The following is a 25,592-nucleotide window of genomic DNA, read 5'->3' on the forward strand; positions in this document are numbered from 1 at the left end:
GGCTATTCCGTCTCCCCGTAATGGATTTTGCGCGTTTTAATGCCTTTTTGCGCAGGGCCGGATCCCGCAACCAGTTCGAGCGCGACTTCGATGGCGTCGAGCAGGCCGCCCCGGATCATCGCCCCGATGGCCGGGATTTTCTCTTCGATGGACTGCCTGACGGCCGGCAGCTTTTCCGCGGTCAGCTTCGCGCTCCGCAGGCGGACGCTCAGCTTGCGTCCGTTCACTTCGACCCGGATATCCGCGTCGTCCGCATGGAGCAGCACGGCTTCCTCGATATCGTACAAGCTGATTTTTTCGCCGTGCTTCAGCTCCGGGCCGATCCGCTTGACGATCCCCGCGAACGTTTGGCGTTGGACGCCGCGCACGGTCATCGTGCGGAAATCCCGCACGACGTCGTAAGTTACGTACCGGACGGCGGGAAAAGCCTCCCGGACTTCCGACGTCAAGACGAGCACCTTCTCGTCCGGCGGGAGCGGGTCGAAATTTTCTCCTAGCTCCTCGGCGGAGACGCATTCCGCGGTCAATCCTTCCGCCAAGACGTAACGTCCGACGGAATGGTCGTATCCCGCGATCGTCCCGATCTCGATGGAGCCGCAGGTGTCCAGGATATCCGTCTCCCGGATGCCGAACCGGGCGGCGATTTTTCTCTGCCAGGCGGGCGGGGCGATTTCGCCCACCAGGATGATCCTGCGGATGCCGAAGCGGGACGCGTCCCCGGCCGCGGCGAGGATCCGGTCCAGGATGGAGGGCATCGTGTACAGCACGTCCGGACGGAGCGCCTCCAGCTTTTTCAAATGTTCGACGATCGGGAGCTCGAAGGACAAGGATTCGCAGGCCAGGCCGATCGATTCGAACACTTCCGGGGCGGTGGCGGCGGCATGTCCGGTACCCATGTCGGACAGCACTTTGCGGAAGGGCCGGCTTTCGCCGCCTTCGATCCCGTTACCGTGCCGTGCCGGATGGCCGGAATCCTCTCCGTTGACTGACGAGGCGCCTCCGGCCAGCCACTCGGCGAACATCCGCGCTTTGATTTCGATATATTGCCTTTCGTCTTCCGGCGAATAATAGATCGTTTTGCGCCGGCCCGAACTGGTGCCCGAGGTGGAATAGGCGTTCAGGGAAACGCCCGCGGCTAGTCCGCGAGGGGCGGATTCGTAATACGGCTCCAAGCGGCGGGCGGTAAGAAGCGGCGGCAGCCGGGAGCCTTCCGGCTCCGGTCGTTCGTTCAGCAGCTTCGCGTACCAAGGGAAACGCGAGGCCGTCTCCAGCGCCATTCGGATCACGATGGCGTCGTCATTCACGATTCGGCACCTCTCTTTCGCGCATGGGGCATGGGCAGGCCGACTCCGCTCCGGCTTTCTCTGCCGCGATGCCAAGCCATATGGTTCAGCATATGTTGGAAGCGGCCCCGCGCTCCGGGCGATTGACCGGCAAGGACAGCCGCCAGGGTCGCCGAAGCTTTGCCGCCGAGTATGATGTGAAGGAAAGGAAGTGGAAGCGGGAATGGCTGCTCATCCTCGGAATTTCGGAGACAAGTGGAGAAAGCACGAGGTGCTGAGAAGGCATCCGGGATTGTCTTCCAGCATGCCGGAGACTCGGCGGCTGACTCGGCGGAGTTTGAAGAGCATGCTGCGGAAATACGGAATGGTTTACGTCAAACCGGTCGTCGGGTCGCTTGGCAACGGCGTCATGAAGGTGGAGAAACGGGGGAACGGTCTGCGATTCCAACTCGGATTGCGGAAAATGAGGTTTGCCGGCATCGGGGCAGGGTACGCGGCCATCGTGCGCGCGGGACGCCGGAAACCGTACTTGGTGCAGCGGGGGATCCGTCTCGCGACTTACCGCGGCCGTCCATATGACATCCGGGTGATGGTGCAGCGGACGCCGCTCCGTCCCTGGACCGTGACGGGCATGGTCGGACGGGTGGCGCCTCCGCGCAAAATCGTAACCAACGGCAGCCAAGGCGGGACGATCTACCCGGTATCCGCGCTGATCCCGAACGGCGCGGGGCTGCGAAGGCGCATGAGCCGGATCGGACTCCTGGCGGCGCGGCGATTGCACGCCGCTTACCCGGGTCTCGTCGAAATCGGGCTGGACATCGCCATCGACCGCCGAGGAAAGCCTTGGGTCCTCGAGGCCAACACCCGGCCGGATCCGTGCCCTTTCACCAAACTGCCGAGCCGGCATATGCTGCGCCGCATTATGCAGTTCCATAAGCCCTGGGGGATCAAGAGGGGCCTGCACTGCGTGAAAGCGAAAAGAGGCATATGAGACAAGACGCCGGCTGCATTGTCCGGCGTCTTGTTTTCGTTGTGCTGGGGATTGTCGCGTCGCTGGAGGAGCTAAGGAGCTTTCCGGATCAACGCGTGCGGAGTTCCCGTGACGGAGGAAGGGGGGTAAGTTTCTTTCCTAACTCCCATCGTAAACCCAGTGTAGGAGTGGGGTTAAGAAACTTTCTTTCTCAACTCCCTTCGAAATCCCGCCAAAGGGTGGGGTTAAGAAACTTTCTTTCTCAACTCCCTTCGAAATCTCACCAAAGGGTGGAGATAAGAAACTTTCTTTCTCAACTCCCTTCGAAATCCCGCCAAAGGTTGGAGATAAGAAACTTTCTTTCTCAACTCCCTTTGAAATCTCGCCAAAGGTTGGAGATAAGAAACTTTCTTTCTCAACTCCCTTCGAAATCTCGCCAAAGGGTGGAGTTAAGAAACTTTCTTTCTTAACTCCCTTCGAAATCCCGCCAAAGGGTGGAGATAAGAAACTTTCTTTCTCAACTCCCCCTCCATCTCCTGCAAACGGCGGTACGAACCTCGCCCACATAGCACGAAGCGCAAAAGTCGTGGCGGGAACGGGCAAGTCACGGGATTGCGCTGCTCTAAGCGCACAAGTCGTGGCGGGAACGGGCAAGTCACGGGATTGCGGTGCTCTAAGCGCCAAAAGTCGTGGCTGAAGCGGACAAATCACGGGATGGCTTCTCTCAAAGCACCAATAAGGCGGTTGAGGCAGGAGGGTCGCTTTATCGCTTTTTCAGCTCGAAAAACTCGCAGGATTGGCGGGAGAAGTAGGACAAGTCGCTGACGCCGGCCTGAATCACCACCGTGCGTTCGTCGAATCGGAGAATCGAGCCGCCCGAATGGACGATATGGTCGTCTTCGAACACGCGGATGCCGATTTGGCGGTCCATCGCGTCCTGCATGTCGGAATCGGTGATCAGGCGTCGGTTGACGGCAGGCATGGAATGACCTCCGGAAGCTTGATCCTCCCATTGTAGCGGATATGCGGGAGGGTTTCCATCGCGGCGCCCGCCGAGGCTGACCTTCATGACTAGAGGACCGGGGTCCAGGATCACGGCGGTCGCGCCGCATGCTTGGACGGCTCCCAAGGTTCAGCCGTATAATGGAACAAACTCCACCCCGGAAGGAGCAAGCCGCCATGCAGAAATTGAAGGACAAAATCAGGCAGGAGGGGATCGTGCTCAGCGATCAGGTGCTTAAGGTGGATTCGTTCCTCAATCACCGGATCGACCCCGCATTGATGAAGGAGATCGGACAAGCCTTCGCGCGGCGGTTCTCCGGCGTTCGCGTCGATCTCGTGCTCACGCTGGAATCTTCCGGCATCGCGCCGGCGCTGATGACGGCCCTCGAGCTGCAGGTTCCGCTCGTCTTCGCGCGCAAGCAGAAATCGCTGACGATGAAGGACGACCTGTACGTGGAGACGGTTTATTCCTTTACCAAGCAGCAGGAGAGCCAAGTCGCCGTCTCCCGCAGGTTTCTGGAATCCGGTACGAACGTGCTGATCATCGACGACTTCCTGGCGCACGGCGAAGCCGCCTTCGGCATGGCCCGCATCGTCGAAGCCGCCGGGGCTCGGACGGTCGGGATCGGCATCGTGATCGAAAAATCGTTCCAGAACGGGTACGCGAAGCTGGCGGAAGCGGGGTACCGCGTCGAATCGTTAGCCCGTATCGCGTCTTTGGAAAACGGCGACGTAAGATTCGCGGACTAGCGAATCCGCAGGTGCGCAACCGGCCGTAAAATCGAACCCTCTCCCGCTCCAATCGCCCCAACGCCGCCAATGCGCCCAAACGTCCAATGCGCAACGCCCGCGCCCAACGAGCTTAAACGGCATGTTGCCCGGTACGAACGCCTAACCTCCTCCAAGCATACAATGCATCACCCACATTGCAGGCTTGGAGAGGTGATTCCCGGTGGAAGTTCAGTTGACGGCGCTGCACTGGGTTTATTTGGCCTTCATCGTGTTCATCATGGCGGTGTTGATCAAACGGCGGGATACGACGCTCGTGTGCGTGGCCGGCATTTTCACGTTGGGCTTGATCGCGACGGAGACGCTCAGCACCTCGGTCTCGGGTATTTTCAACAGCTTCATTTACGCGACGAAAGAGCTGCTGGGGACCATCTTCATCATTTCGATCATCGTGGCGATGAGCCGGGTGCTGATCATCACCGGCATCAACGAGACGATGGTGCGGCCGCTGACCCGTTTTCTGAGGACGCCGGCGATGGCGTTCTGGGGCATCGGGTTGATCATGATGGTCGTGTCTTTGTTCTTCTGGCCTTCCCCCGGCGTCGCGCTGATCGGGGCGGTCCTGCTCCCCGTGGCGCTTCGGGTCGGGCTGCCCGCGCTCGGCGCGGCGATGGCCATGAATTTGTTCGGACACGGCATCGCGCTGTCGGGCGACTATATCATTCAAGGAGCGCCCAAGTTAACGGCGGATGCGGCGGGCATTCCGGTGAGCCAAGTGATGGAAGCCAGCGTTCCGCTCGTCCTGATCATGGGCGCGGTGACGACGGCCGTCGCTTATTGGATGATGCGGAGGGATCAGAAACGGGGAACTTGGCGCAACGGCCTCGTCGGCGCTCCCGGTAAAGGCGGGCTGCCCGGCGCGGGGCCGGCCGGCGTCGTCCGATCGGGGGCGATGCTTCCGAAAGGCCTGAAACGTGCGCTGGCCGTCGTGATCTGGCTGCTGTTCGCGGCGGACGTGGCCGCGATGATCGCCTTCAAGCTGCAGGGCGGGGACGCCACTGCCTTGATCGGCGGAACGGCGGTGCTGATCCTGATCGGCGTGACGATGATCGCGCACCGGAACCGCGGACTCGAAGAGACGACTTCGTATTTGATCGAAGGGTTCCAGTTCGGCTTCCGGGTGTTCGGACCGGTCATTCCGATCGCGGCGTTCTTCTACCTCGGCGATTCGGCGTTCACGCAGCTGTTCGGCGACCGACTCCTGCAAGGATCGCACGGCATCGTGAACGACCTGGGGGTCGCGCTGGCGAACCACGTGCCCGTGAACGGCGCCGTGGCCGCGGTTACCCTCACCTCGGCGGGGGCTATCACGGGGCTGGACGGCTCGGGATTTTCCGGCATTTCGCTCGTCGGCTCGATCGCGCACATGTTCTCGATATCCGCGGGCGGCATCGACACTTTGACGGCGCTCGGCCAAGTGGCCGCCATCTGGGTCGGCGGGGGCACGTTGATCCCATGGGCGCTGATTCCGGCCGCCGCGATCTGCGGCGTCACCCCGTTCGAGCTGGCGCGGAGAAACCTGATTCCCGTGCTGATCGGGCTGGCGGCGACCACGTTGGGGGCGATGCTGATTTTGCAATTCGGATAAACGAAAAGCCGGGCGGCCGACACGATTCGGCTCCCGGCTTTCTTACCGTTACGGAAAGTTTAAGTTCGCAAAAGGAATAAAGCGCAAAAAAACTTTCTGTGCTTGGAAAAACTTACGCCTTAACGCGGTCGCTCATTTTCGAAAGACTTCGATAGAAGGTTTTCTTATGGCATTTTCCTGCGACCTATCTCTCATTCCCCCATTCGTTGCGGAACGATCAACCGGTATCCGGGGTAAATCAGATCCGGAGAAAATCCGGTACGGTTGCGGTTGGCGGACATCAATTCCCTTACCGTTACGTCGCGCTTGCGGGAAATGAGATAAAGGGAGTCCCCGGGTTCGACTTCATAGACGAAAGCCGGCACGTACAGCAGCTGCGCGACGCGCAGGTTACTCGTGTCCTGATTCGCGTTCAGCGAGGCTAGCCTGGCGGCGGTCGTGGAATAACGCTCCGCGATTCCCGAGAGCGTATCCCCCGGCGCCACTTGATGGAGAACGACGCTTCGCTGCGACATGCCGGGCGTTCGAATCAGCAACTTCTGGCCGGGAAAGAGAAGGTTAGGGTCGGCGACGGGCGGAAACAGCGCATTCGCCCGGGCCAGCGCCGCCGAGGAGGTTCCGAACCGGTCTGCGATCGCGTAGAGCGAGTCGCCGGGGACGATCGTGTACGCGACATGGGTTCCGGGAGCAACGGGCATGGTCATTCGCTCCTGTCATCTGGTTTCCTCTTCAGCTTATGCGGAGGCCCGGACCGGAGTGAATGCCTATACGATTCCGCATTCCCAAGATCATGAAGGAAGAACCTCGACGCGGGCGGAGAAAAACGTCGCCCCGCCGCCCATGTCCGCCAGCTTCTGCGAAGTGAGCGCGTTCACCGTCTGCCCGCCCTCGTAGCCGTCTTCCCACCACAATCCTTGCGTGACGAGCACGCCGGGCAGCACGTTTTCCGCCGCGTCGACGACGATCCGGATCTCGCCCCGCCCGTTGCGGACCCGTACCCGATCGCCGCTCTCGATGCCCAGGGCGGCAGCATCGTCCCGGTGCATGTGCAGCGTGGGCCGTTTCTCCAGTTTTTTCAGCTTCTCCTGGTTGCCGAAAGTCGAGTTCAGGAAGCCGTGGTTCGGTCCCGCCACGAGCAAGAACGGCAAATCCTCTTCCCCGAGGCCGACGGGCGCGTAATCCGGCACCGGGGACAGTCCGGCCAGACGCATCCGTTCCGAATACAGCTCGATTTTGCCCGACGGCGTAGGCACCGTCCCCTCATCGTACAAGGACAGCCCCTGCAGCCCGGCCTTCATCCAGCCCCGCTCCCGCAGTCTCTCGAACGAGATGCCCGCCAAATACGGGTTGTCGGGGTAATCCAGCGCTTCCCGGATCATCTGCTCTTCCGTGATTCCGAAAACCTCCGGCTCGAACCCCATTCGAAGCCCCAATTCCTTGAACAGCGTGAAGTTCGATTTGCACTCGCCCATCGGCTCCATGACCGGTTCGCCTAATTGGATATATAAGTGCCAGTAGGAAGCATACAAGTCGAGATTCTCGAAATGGCTCGTCGCCGGGAGCACGAGGTCCGCGTATTTGCACGTGTCGGTCAGGAACAGGTCGTGCACGACGGTGAACAGGTCTTCGCGGAGCAACCCCTTGCGCACGCGGCCCGAGTCCGGGGCGACGACGGCGGGATTGCTGTTGTACACGAACAGGAGCTTCACAGGCGGTTCCCGCAGATCCAGCAGCGCATTGCCGAGCTGGTTCATGTTCACCGTGCGCGTGGATTTGTCCGCCAGGAGATCCGGCCGCTCCAACCGCATTGCGTTAACGGAAGTATAGTACCCGTTGCCCTTGATCGCGCCGCCGCCTCTCACGCGCCATTGGCCGGTGAGGGCCGGCAAGCAGGCTATCGTGCGCACGGCCATGCCGCCGTTATCGTGATGCTGCAGGCCGTTTCCGATCCGGATGAACGCCGGAGAAGCCGTGCCGTACTCCCGCGCGAGACGAATGACCGTATCCGCGGGCACGCCCGCGATTTCCTCCACGCGCTCCGGAGAGTACGCCGCGGCCTGAGCCGCCAGTTCCTCGTACCCCACGGTATGCTCGGCGATATACGCGGCGTCCGTCAGTCCTTCCCGGATCAACACGTGCATGATGCCAAGCGCGAGCGCGGCGTCGGTGCCCGGCCGAACGGCGATGAACTCGTCCGCCCAGGCGGACGTCCGGTTGCGGTGCACGTCGATATGGACGATTCTCGCGCCCCGCTTGCGGGCCTCCGTCGCGTACATGACCTGATGCATGTTGGTGGAGACCATATTGCAGCCCCAGATCAGGATCAGCTTGGCATGCACCGTGTTTTCCGGATCGATGCCCGTGTTGACGCCCATCGTGTACTTGTACCCGACGTCCCCCGCCACGCTGCAGATCGTCCGTTCCAGCCGCGTCGCCCCCAGGCGGTGGAAGAACCGTCGGTCCATGCCTTCGGCGTTGATGATCCCCATGTTTCCATAGAAGCTGTACGGTAGGATAGCCTCCGGCCCGTATTCCGCGATCGCCTCGTTCATCCGGCCGACGATTTCGCCGTATGCTTCCTCCCAGCTGATCCGCTCGAACGCCGATCGCTCGGCGGAGCCCTTCGGACCGACGCGGCGCAACGGATACATCAACCGTTCCGGATGATGCACTCGGTCCGGCATGTTGCGCACCTTGTTGCAGATCGAGCCTCTCGTCACCGGGTGGTCCGGGTGTCCGTCCACGGAGACGATCCGTTCTCCCTCGATTTTCACTTTCAACGCGCAGGTGTCCGGGCAATCCAAAGGACACACCGACCTCGCGAATCTGACTTCCTCCCGCGGCGACTCTGCCATTTTCCGCACCCTCTCCCGCTTTTCCGCCTTCTGACGGGCTTATTCATTCGCATATATTTATATGCGCATATCTTTAACCCTCTTAAAGGTTCCCGCCGTTAATCCCGGAGGTTATAGTATAATCAAAGTATCACACGTACGGACGATCCGCACCCCCTATCGGAGAGGAATCGGGATTTGAAAACATTGGTCATCGCCGAAAAACCGGACATGGGCCGCAACATCGCGGCCGTCATCGAGCCGAAAGCCGTCAATAAACGTTCCTACCTGGAAGGGGAACGGTATATCGTCACGTGGGCGATCGGGCATTTGATCGGGCTGGCCGAACCGGACCATTACGACGAGAAATACAAAAAATGGCGCCTGCACGATCTGCCCATCATCCCGGACGATTTCCGCCTGCTCCCCAATCCCCGCACGAAGGATCAGCTCGCCGTCATCAAAGAGCTGGCCGCCCGCTGCGGCGAGCTGGTGAACGCTTGCGACGCCGGGCGCGAAGGGCAGCATATTTTCTCGCTGATCAAGCGCTATCTCCGCCTGAACCATCCGGTCAAACGCTTGTGGATTTCCGACCTGACGCCGGAGACGATCCGCAAAGGTTTCGAGCAGCTCAAGGACGACGCGGAGTACGCGAACCTCACGATCGCGGCCCGTTCCCGCAGCGAAGCCGACTGGCTGATCGGCATGAACGGCTCCCGCGCCTTCACGACGAAACACGGGGAGCTGCTCTCCGTCGGCCGCGTGCAGACGCCGGTGTTGGCGCTGCTCTACGATCGGCAGAAACAGATCGAATCTTTCGATTCGCAGAAATATTACGAGGTATACGGCGTCTTCGCGCAAGACGCGACCGTCTACCGGGGAATCTGGCAAGGCGACCGCTTGAACGACCCGGAGAAAGCGAAGCGTATCGCCGACAAGACGAAAGGCGCGCCAGCTAAAGTCGAGTCCTACGAGGTCAAGGATACGAAGGAGTATCCCTGGAAGCTGTACGACCTCACGCTGCTGCAGCGGGACGCCAACGCCAAGTTCGGCTTCTCGGCCAAGAAAACGCTGGATCTCGCCCAGGCGCTCTACGAGAAGCACAAGGTCATCAGCTACCCGCGGACCAACTCCAACTACGTCACGGAGCAGAACATCCCCGAAATGCACCGCGTGCTGGGCACGCTTCGGGGCACCGAGTACGACGAGCTGGCGCAGGGGGCGAACCGGAACCTCGTCCATCCCGGCAACCGGAACGTATGCAATCCCGCCAAGGTCGAAGACCACCACGCCATCCTGCCGACGTTCAAAAAGCCCGGATCGTTAAGCCCGGAGGAGCGGAAGCTGTACGATCTGATCGTGCGGCGCTTTCTGTCCCACTATTATCCGGCTGCCGAGTACAAGGTACATACGGTTCTCACGGAGGCGGCGGACGAGCGCTTCAAAACGACGATCAAGGAGAAGCTGTCGGACGGCTGGAAGGTCGTGTACGCGGGACAAGCTTCGGAAAACGGGAGCGGCAACGGGAAAGGGAAACGCGGCGGCAAAAAGGAAAATTCGGACGAAGGAGGAGCGGGGGCGGATCGGGAGGAAGAGGCCGAAGAGACCGAAACGCCGTTCGTCTTGAACCCGGCTCTGCCGGTCGCCTGTACGGACGCGGAAGTGAAGGAAAAGGAAACGCAGCCTCCCAAGCCGTATACGGAAGGCACGCTGCTGAAGGCGATGGAGAGCGCGGGCAAGCAGATCGAGGACGAGGAGCTGCGCGACGCGATGAAGGACTCCGGGCTCGGCACTCCGGCGACCCGGGCAGCCACGATCGAGCGCCTCAAGCAGGTCGGCTATATCGAGATGCAGGGAAAGCGGCTGATGATCTCCCGCAAAGGCCGGACCGCCGTCGAGCTGATCCGCGGCGCCGGCGTGGAGCTGCTCACTTCCCCGGAAATGACGGGGCAGTGGGAACGCCGGCTGACGGAAATCTCGCGGGGGCAAGCCTCGGCGGACAAATTCATGGAGAACGTGAAGAAGTTCGCCGCTCTGATCGTGGAGCGGGTGCGCGGCCAACAGCAGGCGTCCCGCGCCGCTTTCGAATCCGACGCGCCGGCTCGCGGCGCGAAAGGCAAAAGCGCCTCGCGAGCCCGGCGAACGGGTGCGTCGGCGCCGAGCCGGGCAGCGGGCGCCGAGGGAGGGCGGTCCGGCGACGCAGGGGCACGTTCGGCAACGGCGGCAGTCGCCGGGACAGAGCGCGCCGCGCCGGCCGCAGCTGCCGCGGGCGTGCCGCCCGGCACGGTCGCGCGTTGTCCCCGGCCGGGCTGCCAAGGCCATATTTTCATGGGCCGCAAAGGCTACGGCTGCAGCGAGTACCGCTCCGGCTGCGGCTTCGTGATCTGGAAGAGCAGCATGGGCAAGGAACTCAGCGACGCCATGGTCCGCAGCTTGATCGAGAAGGGCAAGACGTCCAAGCTGAAATTCAAAGGCGGGGACGGCGCGGACTTCGAAGGCCGGCTGCTCCTGAAAAACCCGGCGACGGGCGAGTTGGCGCTGGAGCGGATTTGAGAGGCGGGGATTCGCGAGGGATAAAGAGCCCTTTCCGTTCACATCCTGTAATTGGCTAAGAATAGGATTGCCGATCCCAGGAGGAAAGGAAAGGTCAGCAATGATCTCGTTCGCGATCACGCTTGGACGTCTGTTGAAAGGGATCGTCAAGGCGTTCCGGGAGAAGGAATTCCAGGTCCTCTTCCTGCTCGTGGCTTTGATGCTTTTGTCCGGTACGCTGTTTTACGTGAAAGAGGAAGGGCTGTCCGTGCTGGACGCCCTCTATTTTTGCGTGACGACGTTAAGCACGGTCGGCCACCCGGATTTCGAACCGAAGTCCCCGCTCGGGAAAGCGTTCACGATGATCTACATCGCGGCGGGAACGGGGCTGTTTTTCGGCCTGCTGTTCGATCTCGCCAAACACATCCTGGGCACGCGGGAACCGAACGTCGTTCGGGAGGATACGGCGAAAACGCCTTCTCCCGACGGGAAATCCGCGGGAAGAAGGCGTTGAACGAACCTCGAGGACCTACTTTTTCCACAGCAAATAGAGGAAATAAGGGGCGCCGATCAGCGCGGCCATGATGCCGGCGGGCACGCCGTCGGGGTCCGCGAGGTTACGCCCGATCGTGTCCGCCAGCAGCAGCAGCCAGCCGCCGGTCAGCATCGACGCGGGCAGCGACGCTTGATGGCGGGGCCCGGTCAAAGCTTTCGCGATATGCGGCGCCATCAGCCCGATGAACGAGATGCCCCCGGCCACGGAAACGGCCGATCCGGCCAGCCCGACCGCGACGATGAGCAGCAGGGCCCGCTCCTTCGCGACGGATACGCCCGTTCCGACCGCGACCGCTTCCGAGAAGGCCAGCAGGTTCAGCGCGCGGGCTTTGAACAGGGTCAGCGGAAGCAGCACCGCCGCCCAAGGGAGCAAAGCCCCGATAAACGTCCAATCCGTCCCCCAGACGTTCCCCGCCAGCCATTTGGCAATAAAGTCGACCTTCACCCGATCCGCGGACGAGATGAGGATGACCATCATCCCGGACATCGCCATGGAGAACCCGACCCCCGACAGCACGACGGCCGAAGGCCGTATGCCGGAACGCCGCTCGTACGCGAACAGGAAAATCAATACCGCAGTCAGCATCGCGCCTCCGAAAGCCGCCAGGGGAAGCAAGTAGGCGAAAGCGCCGGCTTCGATCGGAAGGAACAGGTAGAACAAGGCTACGCCGACGCCCGCCCCGGCGTTGATGCCGATCAAGCCGGGATCGGCCAAGTCGTTGCGCATCACGCCCTGCAGGATCGAGCCGGAGGCGGCAAGGGCCATGCCGGCCAGAAGCGTCACGATCATGCGGGGCAGCCGGACCGAGAACAGGACGAACTCCTCTTTGAACGTGCCTTGTCCCAACAGAGTCGGAATCAATCGATCGTAAGAGACGGAAGAGGCGCCGAGACCCGCCCCGACGATCAGCGTGATCAGGATGAGCAGCGCCAACAGGAAGATCAGCGCGCCCGTGCGTTTCGAGAAGATCGGACGGCTCATGGAAGCACCCGTCCTTTCCGCCGGACGATGAGCAGGAAGAACGGCAGCCCGACGACGGCGGCGATCGCCATGACCGGCGTTTCATAAGGGGCGTTGACGGTCCGGGCCAGCAAATCGGCCGCCATCATGAAGGATGCGCCCCCGATCGCCGAAATCGGCAGAATATGGCGGTAATCCGTACCGACGAACGAGCGGGCGACATGGGGAACCATCAGCCCGATGAAGGCCAGATTGCCCGCGAGCGCGACGGACGCTCCCGACAGCAGGACGATGACGAAGAAGAGGGCCCACCGGATCATGGCGGTTTTTTGCCCCAAGCCTACGGCCGTCTCCTCGTTCAGGCTGAGCACGTTCAGCGGCCGCGAAAGCAGCATCGCGAAGACGAGGCCCGCGGCGATCAGCGGCAGGACGGCGCGGACTTGGCTCCAGTCCGCGCCGACCAAACCTCCCGATTTCCACAGGGAGGTTTCCCTGGCGATTTTAAAACGCAAGGCGACCCCGTCGGATACCGCGTACAGGAAGGCGGAGACGGCGGCGCCGGCCAGCACCATGCGGCCGGGAGAGACGTTTCCCTTTTTCAGGGAAGCCAGCCCGAACGCCAGGAAAGAACCGGCCGCCGCGCCGGCCAGACACGCCAGCATGAAGGCGGAATAACCCGCCCCCGGAAACAAAGCCATCGCGAGCGTAAGGGCCGCGTTGGCCCCCGCCGTCAATCCGAGCAATCCCGGGTCCGCCAGCGGATTCCTCGTCATTCCTTGCATGGCGGCTCCCGCGACGGCCAGCGCCGCTCCGATGAGCATCGCTCCCGCGACGCGGGGCAGCCGGATTTCCCGGATCATCTCCAGATTGCCTTCGGAACTTGACGAGAACAAGGCCAGCCAAATTTCATGGAACGAGGTCTTCGCGGCTCCGAACGCGAGGGCGAGAACGAAAAACGCGGCGCAGACGATGCCGGCCGCCGCAAACCGCAACGCGAAAACCGACCGGCGCCGATTCGATTCGCTCATGACGCCTTGCCCAGGAATTTGTCGGTCAAGACCTCAAGCTGGTACTCCAACGTCAACGGATCATTGAAATAAAACGCTTTGGCGTTGACTTCGAATACCCGGTTGTTTTTGACGGCGGGGATGTTCTTGTACGTTTCCGTCGACATGAACGAATTGTCCGCGTCCGGGTTTTTGCAAACGATCAGGTAGTCGCCGGCGTACTCCGGCAATACCTCCGAGGACAAGGCGTAATAACCGTCCTTCTCCACCATTTCCTTGACCTTTTCGGGCATTTTCAGCTTCATTTCCTGATACAGGATTTCCGTGCCGCGCGCCCAATGGTCGCCGTACACGTAAAGCTGCTTCTCGAAGGACTCGACGACCGATACGGTGGCGTCCTCGCCGATTTTGGCGCGGATTTCGTCCCCGGCTTTGCCGGCGCGGCTGCGGAAATCGTCCACCCATGCCCGGGCTTCTTTCTCTTTGTTCAGGAGCTTGCCGATCTCGATTTGCTGGGTCAAATAATCGACCTTGCCGTACGTGTAAACGACCGTAGGAGCGATCCGCTTGAGCTTGTCGACGTTCTTGACGTTGTCCAAGCCGATGATCAAATCCGGGTTCAGCTCGATGATTTTCTCGATGTTCTCGTCGCTGACTTCCGCGACGTCCTTCAGCTTGGACTCGAACTGAGGGTTCATTTTGGACCAGGAGTCGACGCCGACCAGGTTCACGCCGAGCGCCATGACGTTGCCCGCGAACGAAGAGAGCACGACGACCCGCTTCGGATCGGCGGGCACTTCCACGGGGCCGTTCTGGCTCTCGTATGTAAAGGTCTCCGACTTCGCGCCGTTCGGTTTCGATCCCGATTTCCCGTTTCCGCACGCGGTGATGAGCATCAGAAGGGCAACGGTCAGAGGCAGCCAAACTTTTTTCATCAAATAACTTCTCCTTTTCGAATCGCAATTGATAATGATTATCAGTATCACAATCACCATCTTAGAAAAGGGGCCTTCGGTTGTCAACCGTTTTTTCTACCGTTTCCCAATTCCCATATCTCATGCAAAAAAACGGGGTTGCGTACGAAGTGCCAAACATTCGCAGCGCGCGGAGGTTGACATTCGAACCCGAACATTTTATGATGCTGTTGATAATGATTCTCACTATCAACAATTTGGTCCGAGGAGAGAGCGACTTTGAGCGGAAGACTGCGGACAGACCAGTTGCATATCGGGTACGGCAGGCGTTCTATCGTCGAGGATTTGAGCCTCCGGATCCCGGACGGTCAGATCACGGCGCTGGTCGGAGCCAATGGCAGCGGCAAATCGACGATCCTGAAGGCGTTGGCCCGCATCTTGAAGCCCGCTTCGGGCCAAGTGTTGTTGGACGGCAAATCCATTCAGCGCCAATCGACCCGGGAGGTCGCCAAACAGCTGGCGATCCTGCCGCAAAATCCGTCCGCGCCGGACGGGTTGACCGTGGAGGAACTGGTCGCCTTCGGCCGTTATCCGCATCAGCGGGGAATGGGGACGCTGACCGGGGAGGACCGGAAAGCCGTGGATTGGGCGCTGCAAGTCACGGGAACGGCGGACTTCCGGGATCGTCCGGTCGACCAACTGTCGGGCGGACAGCGCCAACGGGCTTGGATCGCCATGGCGCTCGCGCAGGATACGGAGATCCTCCTCCTGGACGAACCGACGACGTTCCTGGATATCGCGCACCAATTGGAGGTGCTTCAGCTGCTGCTCCGCTTGAACCGCGAAGAGGGGCGCACGATCGTCATGGTCGTGCACGATCTCAACCATGCCGCCCAATACGCGGACCATGTGGTCGCGATTCGTCAGGGCCGCGCGGTTCGGCAAGGGACGCCGGAGGAAGTCGTCACGGAAGATATGCTGCGCGCGGTGTTCGGAGTGGAAGCCGTCATCGTGACCGATCCCCGGTTGGGCTTGCCCGTATGCATGCCCTATGCGCTGGCGCAGGCGGGCCGGAAGGAAGCGGCCCCGCATAAGGACGGGAGGATCGTCTATGATCAGTCCGTCGGATAAAGCCGCCTTTTTCTACGTCGGCGAAACGCGGCGGGAGGAGCCCGTGCTGGAGCTCGACTGGAACATGCTTTCCGATCCGGAGGCCATGCGGCGCTTCTTGGATACGTACCGGGACATCATCGGGGCGCCTACGCCCGACGTAGCGGCGACCTACTTCGCTTCCTTGCTTGGCAGCTTGTGCGCGGGCTTCCATTATTCGCTGGTTCTGGAGCGGACGGAGCTGCGGTTCGGCGAGGGAGCGGACGTCCTGCAGCTGTTCGGCGGCGGGGCGCCGTTGCCGATGCTTGCGGCGGTATCGGATCGTTCGCGCCGGCCGATACCCGAAAACGAGGATTCGAACGCCGAACGGGATCGGTTGGAAAGGTTTTACGGCGAAACGATCCGCCCCATCCTGGAATCCGCTTCCAGGGAGAGCGGGGAGCGCGTGCGGAACTTGTGGCTGCTGCTCGTTTCGCGTCTGGTCGCCCTGGAGGATCGGTTGGTCGGGATGGCGGATCCGGAGCCGGCCAATCGGCTGAAAAGCCATTTCACCCTGCTGCGCGAGGAAGTTCCGCCCGGCGTATTCGGGCTGAAAAACAATCCTTTCGCTTTCGAATTCCGCATGGTGGAGGATCCGGAACATCCGGGACGTTCCTACCGGCAGCGCGCGGCATGCTGCCTGGCATACAAGATCGGCGAGTACGGGTATTGCTTGACCTGTCCGCGCGTTGCCCCGAAGATGGGCGAAGCCGCCTATTCCCCGAACCCGAAATCCGCGTCCGGCTCCGCATAGCCGAATGCCGGAGCCCATCCGGCAGGGTCCAAGTCCCAAAGGCCGTCTTCCGTTTCGGCAGGTCGATGTTCGTTCACGGGGATGGGCGGGGAGGAGGAAGGCAAGTTTAGCAACCCCCAAAGCAGCGGGAGGAGAAACAGACCGTACGGCGCGAACCCTTTCCAGGAGGACGTCTCCCGCGGAAGCGGGCAGCCGCACGCCAACGTATCCCTCCGCTCGCCGCGGACGAACATGGCCTGGGCCGCCTGCACGACGGCCATTACGACGAATCCCAACGCAGCCAGCTTGACGTACGGCACCATGCCCGGCTCTACATAACTCGGCAACCCGCCGGTTCGCGCAAGGCGGATAAGATAGAAGGACAATCCGCCTAAGATCAGCGCGCGGATCGCATGATGCGCCATCCGGATCCGGTATCGATCCATCTCCACGGCCTCCTCTAAAGCAAGGTGTTTTCGAGCAACAGGGAAAATCCGAGCACCACCGCGGCAATCAGCAGCGATAACTTGGCCACGAACCCGCGGCGGAACACGGCGAGCATCATCAGCGTGTTTTTGAAATCGAGCATCGGCCCGAATACCAGGAAGCTGAGCAGCGCACCCGGGTGGAACGTGCCGGAGAACGACGCCGCCACAAAGGCGTCGGAAGTCGAACAAAGCGAAATCGCGTAAGCGAATCCCATCATCAGCAGGTGGGAGACGAAAGGACCGGAATCCAGGGACAGCAGCAGCCGCTCTCCCGCGAACGTCTGGATGACCGCGGTGAGAAACGCCCCGAGCAGCAGGAATTTGCCCATTTCGAAAAATTCGTCCGATGCGTGGGCAACCGTCTGAAACCATCGGCCCTCCACAAGCAGGCTTGACCCGTGGGAATGCCGGGCGTGTTCATGCTCGTGCTCATGCGCGTGTTCGTGATCGTGCCTATGTGCGTGAACATGCGCGTGTTCGTGATCATGCCCATGATCGTGCCCATAAGCATGATTGTGAACGTGCGAGAAGCCGCCTTCCCTAGTATCGGACCGGAGCGGGTTTCTCTTGGAAAACGCGTACAGCAGCCAGCCGATCGCCGCGGCCGAGACGAAAGCCAAACCCATGCGGTACGCGGCGATTTCCGGCTGCTCCCGGAAGGCAAGATACGTCGAGGTGTACGTGACCGGATTGAGGATCGGCGCGGCCAGCACGTAGGTGATGCCGACGTAGGCCGGCATTCCTTTGCGGATAAGGCTCCGCACGATCGGGATCATACCGCATTCGCAGACGGGCAGGACAATGCCGAGCAGGCAGGCCAGCAGCACTCCCGGTACCGGATGGGACGGGAGAATCCGGCGCAGCGCGTTGTCCGGGACGAATAAATGAAGGACGGACGAGACCAGCACGCCGAGCAGGATGAAGGGCAGTGCTTCCAGGAAAATGCCGTAGAACAGCTTCCCGATGCGTTGCCAAGGCTCGGCTTGCAAAATCTCCGAGCTTGCGGGCCAAGGGAACTGCCGGCTGGCGGCGATCAGGCCGAGCATGGCCAGGCAAGCCGAAGTCAGCGAGAACAGCGTCCATCGGTACAAAGTTTGCGACACGTTGCTTCTCCTTTCGGATCCATGCTTCGTTACCTTATGGATATTCCGGGATGGACGAGGATAGACAGCCGGTTTTCCCGGGTTCTCTCGTTTTGTTTCCTTTGCGCCGATAAAGAAGGTAGAGACGGGCGAAGGGGGAGATCGGGATGGGCGGATCGAATGCAGGGAAAATCATCGTATTCACGGGGACGAGCGGAGCCGGCCGCAAGACGATCGCGGGCCGGGTTTCGCAAGCGCTGGGACTGCGCCGGATTTTGTCCGCGACGACCCGCGCGCCCCGGAATCCGGAGATGCCCGATGCGGACTACCATTACGTCAGCAAGGAAAGGTTCGAGGAGCTGGAACGCGGGGGAGCGTTCGTCCAAACGGCGGCGATCGACCATCACAAGTACGGGGTACTGAAGCGGGAGCTCGAGGAGGCGCTGGAAGGCGGCCATTCCGTCAGCCTGGTCCTGAACCGGGAGGGAGCGGAAGCGGTGAAGGAGCTGTACGGCGACCGGGTCGTCCGGGTGTTCGTCTACGTGGACAAGAACACCGTCAGGGAACGGCTGGAAAGCAAGGGGGCCCGGTACGACGTGATCGAATCGTATCTCGATCACTATACCGATGAAGTGACGTACCGGAAAAAATGCGAGCTGGTCGTGGAGAACGTCGATTTGGACCGAACGGTCGAGCGGATCGCGGAGATGCTGAAAGCCTAATCGAAACGCCATGACAAAGGGGGCCGAAATGGGCCCCCTTTGTCACTGTTGATGAAGCCGAAACCGGGATTGGGTACCCATTCCAGGGATTCGAACGTTGTGTAGAAAGATTATAAAAGCTTCGTGTTAACGGGATTTCGGCAGAGTTATGTAAAAAAGTTACATAAAGGCGTCGCGGCAACGGGATTTCGGCAGAGTTATGTAAAGAAGTTACATAAAAGCCTCGCGTCAACGGGATTTCGGCAAAGTTATGTAAAAAAGTTACATAAAGGCGTCGTGGCAACGGGATTTCGGCAGAGTTATGTAAAGAAGTTACATAAAAGCCTCGCGACAACGGGATTTCGGCAAAGTTATGTAAAAAAGTTACATAAAGGCGTCGTGGCAACGGGATTTCGGCAGAGTTATGTAAAGAAGTTACATAAAAGCCTCGCGTCAACGGGATTTCGGCAAAGTTATGTAAAAAAGTTACATAAAGGCGTCGTGGCAACGGGATTTCGGCAGAGTTATGTAAAGAAGTTACATAAAAGCGTCGCGGTGACAGGATTTTGGGGGAGTTATGTAAAAAAGTTACATAAAATCGTCGCGGTGACGGGATTTCGGCGGAATTATGTAAAAAAGTTACATATAGCATCGCAGTATCATGATTCTGTTTGAAAACACGCCAGACGACCCTGACGTCGGGTGCTTCAACAAGCTGAAAGGGGGCCGTAATGCAGGCCCCCCCTTTGTCGTATATAGCCTTTCCGGGGGCTCTCCCTTACTTTCTCCCCAAAAAGTGAAGATGGACTTCGAAGCGTATTCCGATTACTTTGTGGGGACCCCCAATCAATCGGAATACGCTGCAGAGCTTCGCGTCGCTTTTGAGGGGGCGGTCAATCGCGAAGCGAAACGACGTGGACGAGCTGCGGGCCGGCCGTAATCTTGATGATGCCTCGTCCGGCGTCGTATTCGGCGTGTCCGGGGCCCACGTCCGCCTCGGGCAGCGATCCGAGCACGTAGAAAATATCATCGGCCAGCGTGCGCAAGCAAACGGCTTTTTCATTGTCTTCCAGGCTGGACCAGTCGTGGTCGTCCATTTCGAAAGTGACGTAGAAACGGGGGATCGACGAGATCGCGGCCGACAGGTCGTCGAGGATTTCGTCGTAGTCCCGGGTGTACGGGATGCCCATGGAATCGTTTCCTTTCTTCAGCCAGCCGTTAGCAGGCCATCCAGGCGGTTTCGCTTTCTTGTTCCCTGCTCTTCCTTTATAATATATAAGGTTGCGACTATGATGTAAAAAATTCGCGTATGGCAAGCGGAAATCGATCATTGCGAATCGCGAAACGAAAGGGGGGCGCCGGAATGCAGAGTCGGCAAGGAATCCGATGGCTCGCCAAGCCGTTCGTGTTTTTTTCCCTCATCATGCTGTGCAAGATTTATTTGGCCCGGTTCGTATTGTTCGAAGGCAGTCCCGGCTGGCTTCCCCTGCTGACGGACTTTCCCGCCGTGCTGGCCATTTTCAGCCTGATCGAGTGGGCGGCGCCGAAGCGCAAATTCGGCATTTACCTGGCCGCGGATTTGGTGATGACTTGCGTCTATTTCGCGGTCATCATGTATTATAAATACTTTGGAGTCGTCGTGACCTACCATGCGCTGCAGCAGGTGGGCCAGGTGACGGAAGTGCAGGGGAGCGTCATGTCCCTGCTCCATCCTTATTTCCTGCTGATTTTCACGGACATCGTTTTGTTCTGGATCCTGCTGGCCGCAAGCCGCCGATTCCGGAAGTGGCGCAAAGGATTGTCGGGACGCGAACCGAGAGCGGCCGTCGTCGGCGTGCTCGTCGCCGCGCTGGCGATTTGCCTGACGAACGTGTGGCAAAGCCGCGCCAGCATGAATGAACTGAAGAAGTCGGCGAACATGGGGATTCTTCCCTACGAAACGGTGGAAATCGCGGCAGGCGCGAAGGACGCCGTCGCCGCCATGGTGTCGGAGCCCGAGGAGCCTACGGACGTCACCCGCCCCGCGATCGCCGAATTAAAAGGGATTACCGAGCCCGTTTCGCCCCAATACCAGGGGATCGCGAAGGGAAAAAACTTGATCATCATCCAGATGGAGGCCTTCCAGAACTTCCTGCTGAACGCGAAAATCGACGGCATGGAAGTGACGCCGAATTTGAACGCCCTTCTCGGCGGCACCGTCTACTTCCCGCATTTCTTCCAGATGGTCGGCCAAGGCAACACTTCCGACGCGGAGTTCGTGGTGAACACCTCGCTGTACGTTCCGCAGCATGGCGCGGCTTCGCAGGATTTCGGAGACCGGCAGTTACCCAGCATGCCGCGGCTTCTGGCCGCGAACGGGTACGACACGGCGACGTTCCATACGAACGACGTGAAATTCTGGAACCGCAAGGAGCTGTACCGGGCGCTCGGCTTCGGCCGTTACTACGACAAGCAATTCTATGGAACGGACGATCCGGTATTTTTCGGGGCTTCCGACGAAGTGCTCTACGACAAGACGGCCGGCAAGCTGGAAGAGATGGATAAAGCGGGCAAGCCGTTCTATGCCCAGATCATCACGATGTCCGGCCACCATCCGTTCAACATCCCGGACCGCAAAATCCGCTTCAAGCTTCCGGACCGCTATCGGGGGACGCTGGTCGGCGACTATATCGAAGCGCAGAATTACGCGGATTACGCGATCGGGCAGTTCATTTCGAGGTTAAAGCAGGACGGCTTATGGGACGACAGCGTCATCGTCATTTACGGCGACCATATGGGACTGCCGATTTATTCGCTGAGCGATCATGAAAAGGACCTCATGAAAGAAATTTTCGGCCGCGATTACCGTTCCTCCGAGATGATGAACATCCCGCTGATCCTGTCGGTTCCGGGCATTCAGGGGCCGAAAACGATCGAAGAACTCGGCGGCCAAGCGGACGTATTCCCGACCGTGGCCAATCTGCTGGGCGTCCCGATGGGGGACCAGGTCATCTTCGGACAGGATCTGCTCAACCATCCGAGCAATCTGTTGCCGGAGCGCTATTACCTGCCATCTGGATCTTTCATCAACGACAAAGGGATTTTCGTGCCGGGGGCGTCCTTCTCGGACGGCACGTTCTATGGCCTCGGCGGCCAAGCGGGCACGAAGTCCGACGCCACGGAGGATCAGTACCGCCGCGCGCTCAAGCTGCTCGACATGTCCGACCGTTATGTCAAAAGCTTGCCCAAGCTCGATTGAACGCATCCATCTAGAGAGAAAAAAGGGGTTGATGGAATGTATTGGCGCCGATTCGAGTGGAGAAAGTACGCTCCGCTCGCGCTGATGTTGGTTTTCCCGGTCCTCGGCATGTTGTACGGGTGGACCAACACCCGGCCGACCGCCGACGTGTACTCGCTCGTGACGGACTTCGACCGGGCGACGCCGTTCATCAAATATTTCGCGCTTCCTTATTCCGTATGGATTTTCTACATTTACGCCTGCTTGGTCTATTTTTTCAAGAAAGACGTGAATCTCTACTATAAGGGTTTGGCGATCTACACGATCTGCGCCCTGACCTGCTACCTGGTTTATATGGTCTTCCAGACGACGGTCCCGCGTCCGGAGATTACGGGCGGCGATCCGTTCTCCTTGCTGATGAACTTCATTTATGAACGGGATCGCCCCTTCAACTGCTTCCCGAGCATCCACTGCTTCTCCAGTTACATGGTGATGCGCCTGCTTTGGGGCAGTTCGTTCAAGAACCGCTGGAACATGATCTTGATCACGGGCATGTCCTCGACCATTATCCTCTCTACGTTGTTCATTAAACAGCACGTCATCCTGGACGCGCTCGCGGGCGTGCTGCTGGTCGAATTCGTGCTGGCGGGCATGACGATCGTCGAGACGCAGCTGAAGGAATCGCGCCAACGCCAGCGCCAGAAACGGACTTTCGGCGCGTAAGTCAAGCAACGAAAAACGGGTTGTCCCCTATTCGGGGACAGCCCGTTTTTATGCAATCGCCGCGTATCCGTTTATTCACCCCAGCGGCGTAAGATCTTCATCGAGCGCCGGCAGGCGGCACATCAGGCGAAAATGGTTTTTCATTTGGCGGGTCGTTCGGCCGAATTCCTTCTTCAGGTGATAATAGCCCAGCGGCAACATGGCGCAAATCAAGGAATGGGCGGCCAGCTGGGGGTCTTGGCGCAAGCCGGGCTCCCTTGCCGAGATTTCGGCCAGCAGGGAGGAGATTTGCTCCCGGAAGCAGCGGAAAAGCTCGGAATCGAAAAAATTCCCCGATTTCGCGGTGACCTTCTCCTGATGAAGGTGCGACTGGATCGACAAGATCAATTCGGAATGGGTCTCGATGAGCTCGATCCAGCTGTCCAGCAGCCACCCAAGGCGTTGTTCGGCGGGCTCCTCCCGGTGTTCCGCGAGATATTCCCGCACGGAATCCAGGAAGTCGCGGCTGTATTCGATCAGAATTTCCAGGCAGAGCTCGCCCTTGTGGGCGTACTTGCGGTACAGCGTTCCTTGGCCGATGCCTGCCGATTTGGCGATCTGGTGCATGCTGACTTCGCCGACCCCGTATTCGCTGAATAGTGATTCGGCGGTGCGGAGAATCAATCGGCGGTGCTCGGCCGCGTCTTTGCGCTCCGGCCGGGTCTGCATCCCCCTCACTCCTTTTGGAAAAATCCGGTTGACATCCGGACAATTGTCCTTTAGAATCGAAATGAAAACGGACAGATGTCCGTTTATGGCTTTCTTTCGTAGAACCCGGGATTTTCTTATTGTACCCGTTTCGATCGGCGGGGGTCAATGAGAGGATAGAGAAGCCGGGCGCGGGAGAAGACCTTACCCGGATAGGAGGATCTTCATGTCATCTGTTTCCAGCAACACTCCCGCGGCGGATACGTCCATGCGGGCCGTGCTGGCGCCGCTCGTGGCGATCATCATCGGCATTTTCATGGTCATTCTGGACGGTACCGCCGTCAACGTCGCGTTGCCGCAGCTTATGATCGACTTCAAGCTGAAGGATTTGTCCCTCGTCCAATGGACGGTTACGGGCTACGCGCTGGCCCAAGCCGCGGTCATTCCGCTGGCGGGCTGGCTGTCGGACCGTTTCGGAGCGAAACGGATTTTCCTGATTTCCATCGCCCTCTTCACGATCGGATCCGGCTTGTGCGCAATGGCTTCGTCGGTCGAAGCGCTGATCGCCTTCCGCGTGATTCAAGGGCTGGGCGGCGGCGTGGTGGCTCCGATCGCCATGGCGTTCACGTACCGGCTCGCGCCGCCTGACAAAGTCGGCCAAATCATGGGCATGATGGGCATTCCGATCCTGCTGGCTCCCGCGCTGGGTCCGGTCTTGGGCGGATGGCTCGTGCAGGACGCGTCCTGGCATTGGATTTTCCTGCTGAACCTGCCCATCGGCGTAATCGGCATCCTGCTCGGGATCCGGACGCTTCCCAATATCGAGCGGCAATCCGTACCCGGTCTTGACGTCCTGGGCATCATCCTGGCGCCTATCGCGTTCGCGGCTCTCGTGTACGGCGTCACCAAAGGCGGCACCGTGGACGCGGTCACCCATAAGGCGCAATGGACGTCGACCGAAGCGCTGGTCGGCATGATCGGCGGGGCCGTCCTGCTGGTTCTCTTCATTCTCGTGGAACTGCGGCGGCGGAACCCGCTGCTCGAGCTTCGCGTCTTCGGATCCGGCAACTTCAGCAGGGGCATCGTCGTGCAATGGATTTCCCAAGTCGCCATGTTCGGCACGATGTTCCTCGTTCCGATCTTCCTGCAGCAGGCGCAAGGCTACACGCCGATCAAGACGGGGCTTCTCATGCTGCCCCAAGCGATCGCATCGGGCCTCTTCATGCCGATCGGCGGCAAATTGTCCGACAAATTCGGCGCCCGTCCGCTCGTCATCGCCGGCATGGCCATCACGACCGTGGCCGCGGCTTTGCTCTCGAACATTTCCGCGGATTCTTCGGACCTGGCGATCATGATCCCGCTGGCGATGCTGGGGGCAGGCATGGGACTGTTCATGATGCCGCTCAACACGCATCTCATCCAGTCCGCTCCGCAGAACCTGGTCGGCCGGGTCACTTCCTTGACGAACGCGACCCAGCAAGTCGTCATGTCGTTCGCGGTCGCCGGTCTTACGACCCTCTCCGCTTCGCGGTTCAACGACCTGGTGATCCAGAAAGGTCCGCCGACGGAAGCGACGGCCGTGGCGTACCAAGCGGACGCGTTCGGCTACACGTTCGGCATCCTGATCTACGTCGCGATTATCGGAGGCGTTCTGGGCCTCCTGCTCACCCGGCCCAAGCAGCAGACGTCCGAAGGCGGCCAGGCCGTGGAATTGCCCGTCATGCATTGAGATTGCCGCATCAAATGGACGACCCCCGCGGGCCTTAGCCCAGCGGGGGTCTTTGTATGTTGGCAGCGCAACCGCTGACTTTTCCATCCTTCACTTGCACGAAACCAACGATGGCCCTGCCTCTCCATCGCACTTGCGGCTCCTTGACCGCTCCAGAGGTGAGTCCGTGTTTCCTTCCAGCAGCCGATGATTTTAAGGAATGTGGTATGGGGGTGGAGGAAGCGTTCCCCATGAGGAAAAATCCGTGGGTTACTTACTGCGTACTCCCATTATATTGTAAGGAGGCGAATGCGTCAAATCATCTGACATCTTCGGCGGCTCCAACCTCACTCCGAAGCGCGTAAAGCTGGGGAATCGCAGCAGACGATGCGGCTTTGCAAATTTGGCTAAAATTTTTTAAATGGCGTATTTTTATGCACGCTTTTGTTGTTTGGGGATTGTTGTCATGCGAAAGAAAGTTGCAATAATTGATTCATGGAACGAAAATAAAGTTCAGGCGTATACGGGAACGTTTATAAAGTTTCTTTTTTGTAATCGCTTCCGGTCATGTGTCGGTGACAAATGTTAACTTGGAAATGTTAGGATATATAACATTTCCAAAAGATTTCGTTGCAGAACCCGAACAATGATAGTACTATTTAACTGTTC

Annotated in this window: 23 protein-coding genes; 11 read left to right on the plus strand and 12 right to left on the minus strand. The window is 59.7% G+C overall.

The features are described from left to right. Positions 1–2: 2 nt before the first annotated feature. Positions 3–1,304, minus strand: a complete 1,302-nt coding sequence (locus PTZ19_RS13390; protein ID WP_276355212.1) for a phenylacetate--CoA ligase family protein — start codon at positions 1,302–1,304, stop codon at positions 3–5. A gap of 202 nt (positions 1,305–1,506) precedes the next feature. On the opposite strand from PTZ19_RS13390, the gene PTZ19_RS13395 reads away from it, so the two are divergent. Continuing rightward, positions 1,507–2,274, plus strand: a complete 768-nt coding sequence (locus tag PTZ19_RS13395) for a YheC/YheD family protein (RefSeq protein WP_276355214.1) — start codon at positions 1,507–1,509, stop codon at positions 2,272–2,274. 138 nt (positions 2,275–2,412) lie between these two features. Here PTZ19_RS13395 and PTZ19_RS13400 read toward each other — a convergent pair whose 3' ends face one another. Together PTZ19_RS13400 and PTZ19_RS13405 are read right to left on the minus strand one after the other, a co-directional pair. After that, positions 2,413–2,856 carry a hypothetical protein gene (locus tag PTZ19_RS13400; protein WP_276355216.1) on the minus strand — a complete coding sequence of 148 codons (444 nt, stop codon included), beginning with the start codon at positions 2,854–2,856 and terminating at the stop codon, positions 2,413–2,415. Between the two features lie 160 nt (positions 2,857–3,016). Continuing rightward, a complete protein-coding gene (locus PTZ19_RS13405) occupies positions 3,017–3,235 on the minus strand; it encodes a hypothetical protein (RefSeq protein WP_276355218.1) in 219 nt (72 codons plus the stop codon). Between the two features lie 197 nt (positions 3,236–3,432). Here PTZ19_RS13405 and PTZ19_RS13410 point away from each other — a divergent pair, with 197 nt between their 5' ends. Both PTZ19_RS13410 and PTZ19_RS13415 read left to right on the plus strand, forming a co-directional pair. After that, on the plus strand, positions 3,433–4,005 hold the full coding sequence (locus PTZ19_RS13410) for a xanthine phosphoribosyltransferase (RefSeq protein ID WP_276355219.1): 573 nt from the start codon (positions 3,433–3,435) through the stop codon (positions 4,003–4,005). A 202-nt stretch (positions 4,006–4,207) separates the two neighbouring features. Continuing rightward, positions 4,208–5,632, plus strand: coding sequence for a hypothetical protein (locus PTZ19_RS13415; RefSeq protein ID WP_276355221.1), 1,425 nt, complete (start codon positions 4,208–4,210; stop codon positions 5,630–5,632). Positions 5,633–5,823: 191 nt separating this feature from the next. Here the strand turns inward: PTZ19_RS13415 and PTZ19_RS13420 are convergent, their stop codons facing one another. Further along, the gene (locus PTZ19_RS13420; RefSeq protein ID WP_276355222.1) at positions 5,824–6,330 is read right to left on the minus strand and encodes a LysM peptidoglycan-binding domain-containing protein; all 507 of its coding nucleotides are present in this window, start codon (positions 6,328–6,330) and stop codon (positions 5,824–5,826) included. Positions 6,331–6,420: 90 nt separating this feature from the next. Next, positions 6,421–8,487 carry a molybdopterin-containing oxidoreductase family protein gene (locus PTZ19_RS13425; RefSeq protein ID WP_276355224.1) on the minus strand — a complete coding sequence of 689 codons (2,067 nt, stop codon included), beginning with the start codon at positions 8,485–8,487 and terminating at the stop codon, positions 6,421–6,423. A 177-nt stretch (positions 8,488–8,664) separates the two neighbouring features. On the opposite strand from PTZ19_RS13425, the gene PTZ19_RS13430 reads away from it, so the two are divergent. Together PTZ19_RS13430 and PTZ19_RS13435 are read left to right on the plus strand one after the other, a co-directional pair. After that, a complete protein-coding gene (locus PTZ19_RS13430; RefSeq protein WP_276355227.1) occupies positions 8,665–11,019 on the plus strand; it encodes a type IA DNA topoisomerase in 2,355 nt (784 codons plus the stop codon). Between the two features lie 100 nt (positions 11,020–11,119). Next, positions 11,120–11,512: a potassium channel family protein gene (locus PTZ19_RS13435; protein WP_276355229.1), complete on the plus strand. Its 393-nt coding sequence runs from the start codon at positions 11,120–11,122 to the stop codon at positions 11,510–11,512. A 15-nt stretch (positions 11,513–11,527) separates the two neighbouring features. Here the strand turns inward: PTZ19_RS13435 and PTZ19_RS13440 are convergent, their stop codons facing one another. Genes PTZ19_RS13440 through PTZ19_RS13450 form a run of 3 tightly spaced genes read right to left on the minus strand, consistent with a single transcriptional unit; the run spans position 11,528 to position 14,456 of the window. Beyond that, positions 11,528–12,535: a FecCD family ABC transporter permease gene (locus tag PTZ19_RS13440; RefSeq protein WP_276355231.1), complete on the minus strand. Its 1,008-nt coding sequence runs from the start codon at positions 12,533–12,535 to the stop codon at positions 11,528–11,530. Then, the gene (locus PTZ19_RS13445) at positions 12,532–13,542 is read right to left on the minus strand and encodes a FecCD family ABC transporter permease (protein WP_276355232.1); all 1,011 of its coding nucleotides are present in this window, start codon (positions 13,540–13,542) and stop codon (positions 12,532–12,534) included. Before PTZ19_RS13445 ends, PTZ19_RS13440 begins: the two co-directional genes overlap by 4 nt. Further along, positions 13,539–14,456 carry an iron-hydroxamate ABC transporter substrate-binding protein gene (locus PTZ19_RS13450; RefSeq protein WP_276355236.1) on the minus strand — a complete coding sequence of 306 codons (918 nt, stop codon included), beginning with the start codon at positions 14,454–14,456 and terminating at the stop codon, positions 13,539–13,541. The genes PTZ19_RS13445 and PTZ19_RS13450 overlap by 4 nt, the downstream gene beginning before the upstream one ends. 258 nt (positions 14,457–14,714) lie before the next feature. On the opposite strand from PTZ19_RS13450, the gene PTZ19_RS13455 reads away from it, so the two are divergent. Continuing rightward, positions 14,715–15,566, plus strand: coding sequence for an ABC transporter ATP-binding protein (locus PTZ19_RS13455; RefSeq protein WP_276355239.1), 852 nt, complete (start codon positions 14,715–14,717; stop codon positions 15,564–15,566). Further along, on the plus strand, positions 15,547–16,338 hold the full coding sequence (locus tag PTZ19_RS13460) for a (2Fe-2S)-binding protein (RefSeq protein ID WP_276355241.1): 792 nt from the start codon (positions 15,547–15,549) through the stop codon (positions 16,336–16,338). Before PTZ19_RS13455 ends, PTZ19_RS13460 begins: the two co-directional genes overlap by 20 nt. Here PTZ19_RS13460 and PTZ19_RS13465 read toward each other — a convergent pair. After that, positions 16,299–16,763: a DUF1980 domain-containing protein gene (locus PTZ19_RS13465; protein WP_276355243.1), complete on the minus strand. Its 465-nt coding sequence runs from the start codon at positions 16,761–16,763 to the stop codon at positions 16,299–16,301. The two genes, PTZ19_RS13460 and PTZ19_RS13465, sit on opposite strands and share 40 nt — an antisense overlap. Before the next feature lie 14 nt (positions 16,764–16,777). After that, on the minus strand, positions 16,778–17,908 hold the full coding sequence (locus PTZ19_RS13470; RefSeq protein WP_276355245.1) for a permease: 1,131 nt from the start codon (positions 17,906–17,908) through the stop codon (positions 16,778–16,780). Between the two features lie 146 nt (positions 17,909–18,054). On the opposite strand from PTZ19_RS13470, the gene PTZ19_RS13475 reads away from it, so the two are divergent. Further along, entirely contained in the window at positions 18,055–18,609 is a 555-nt protein-coding gene (locus PTZ19_RS13475) for a guanylate kinase (RefSeq protein WP_276355248.1), read from the plus strand. Between the two features lie 872 nt (positions 18,610–19,481). Here PTZ19_RS13475 and PTZ19_RS13480 read toward each other — a convergent pair. Continuing rightward, a complete protein-coding gene (locus PTZ19_RS13480) occupies positions 19,482–19,778 on the minus strand; it encodes a hypothetical protein (RefSeq protein ID WP_276355252.1) in 297 nt (98 codons plus the stop codon). 173 nt (positions 19,779–19,951) lie between these two features. Here PTZ19_RS13480 and PTZ19_RS13485 point away from each other — a divergent pair, with 173 nt between their 5' ends. After that, positions 19,952–21,826 carry an LTA synthase family protein gene (locus PTZ19_RS13485; RefSeq protein WP_276355255.1) on the plus strand — a complete coding sequence of 625 codons (1,875 nt, stop codon included), beginning with the start codon at positions 19,952–19,954 and terminating at the stop codon, positions 21,824–21,826. Between the two features lie 36 nt (positions 21,827–21,862). Beyond that, positions 21,863–22,528, plus strand: coding sequence for a phosphatase PAP2 family protein (locus PTZ19_RS13490; protein WP_276355256.1), 666 nt, complete (start codon positions 21,863–21,865; stop codon positions 22,526–22,528). Between the two features lie 75 nt (positions 22,529–22,603). On the opposite strand, the gene PTZ19_RS13495 is transcribed toward PTZ19_RS13490, so the two are convergent. Then, complete coding sequence (locus PTZ19_RS13495; RefSeq protein WP_276355259.1) at positions 22,604–23,236, minus strand: TetR/AcrR family transcriptional regulator; 633 nt, start codon at positions 23,234–23,236, stop codon at positions 22,604–22,606. 205 nt (positions 23,237–23,441) lie between these two features. Between PTZ19_RS13495 and PTZ19_RS13500 the strand changes: the two genes are divergently transcribed. Next, a complete protein-coding gene (locus PTZ19_RS13500; RefSeq protein WP_276355262.1) occupies positions 23,442–24,944 on the plus strand; it encodes a DHA2 family efflux MFS transporter permease subunit in 1,503 nt (500 codons plus the stop codon). Positions 24,945–25,592 lie beyond the last annotated feature (648 nt).

The organism is Cohnella caldifontis, from assembly GCF_029360585.1.
Classification (GTDB): domain Bacteria; phylum Bacillota; class Bacilli; order Paenibacillales; family Paenibacillaceae; genus Cohnella; species Cohnella caldifontis.

Excerpts from the sequence above, each read along its gene's own strand:
- PTZ19_RS13395 (WP_276355214.1), top strand. The coding sequence starts at position 1,507 with ATGGCTGCTCATCCTCGGAATTTCGGAGACAAGTGGAGAAAGCACGAG.
- PTZ19_RS13460 (WP_276355241.1), top strand. The coding sequence starts at position 15,547 with ATGATCAGTCCGTCGGATAAAGCCGCCTTTTTCTACGTCGGCGAAACG.
- PTZ19_RS13475 (WP_276355248.1), top strand. The coding sequence starts at position 18,055 with ATGGGCGGATCGAATGCAGGGAAAATCATCGTATTCACGGGGACGAGC.
- PTZ19_RS13420 (WP_276355222.1), bottom strand. The coding sequence starts at position 6,330 with ATGCCCGTTGCTCCCGGAACCCATGTCGCGTACACGATCGTCCCCGGC.
- PTZ19_RS13435 (WP_276355229.1), top strand. The coding sequence starts at position 11,120 with ATGATCTCGTTCGCGATCACGCTTGGACGTCTGTTGAAAGGGATCGTC.
- PTZ19_RS13465 (WP_276355243.1), bottom strand. The coding sequence starts at position 16,763 with ATGGATCGATACCGGATCCGGATGGCGCATCATGCGATCCGCGCGCTG.
- PTZ19_RS13405 (WP_276355218.1), bottom strand. The coding sequence starts at position 3,235 with ATGCCTGCCGTCAACCGACGCCTGATCACCGATTCCGACATGCAGGAC.
- PTZ19_RS13485 (WP_276355255.1), top strand. The coding sequence starts at position 19,952 with ATGCAGAGTCGGCAAGGAATCCGATGGCTCGCCAAGCCGTTCGTGTTT.
- PTZ19_RS13425 (WP_276355224.1), bottom strand. The coding sequence starts at position 8,487 with ATGGCAGAGTCGCCGCGGGAGGAAGTCAGATTCGCGAGGTCGGTGTGT.
- PTZ19_RS13450 (WP_276355236.1), bottom strand. The coding sequence starts at position 14,456 with ATGAAAAAAGTTTGGCTGCCTCTGACCGTTGCCCTTCTGATGCTCATC.
- PTZ19_RS13440 (WP_276355231.1), bottom strand. The coding sequence starts at position 12,535 with ATGAGCCGTCCGATCTTCTCGAAACGCACGGGCGCGCTGATCTTCCTG.
- PTZ19_RS13480 (WP_276355252.1), bottom strand. The coding sequence starts at position 19,778 with ATGGGCATCCCGTACACCCGGGACTACGACGAAATCCTCGACGACCTG.
- PTZ19_RS13445 (WP_276355232.1), bottom strand. The coding sequence starts at position 13,542 with ATGAGCGAATCGAATCGGCGCCGGTCGGTTTTCGCGTTGCGGTTTGCG.
- PTZ19_RS13495 (WP_276355259.1), bottom strand. The coding sequence starts at position 23,236 with ATGCAGACCCGGCCGGAGCGCAAAGACGCGGCCGAGCACCGCCGATTG.
- PTZ19_RS13410 (WP_276355219.1), top strand. The coding sequence starts at position 3,433 with ATGCAGAAATTGAAGGACAAAATCAGGCAGGAGGGGATCGTGCTCAGC.
- PTZ19_RS13490 (WP_276355256.1), top strand. The coding sequence starts at position 21,863 with ATGTATTGGCGCCGATTCGAGTGGAGAAAGTACGCTCCGCTCGCGCTG.
- PTZ19_RS13500 (WP_276355262.1), top strand. The coding sequence starts at position 23,442 with ATGTCATCTGTTTCCAGCAACACTCCCGCGGCGGATACGTCCATGCGG.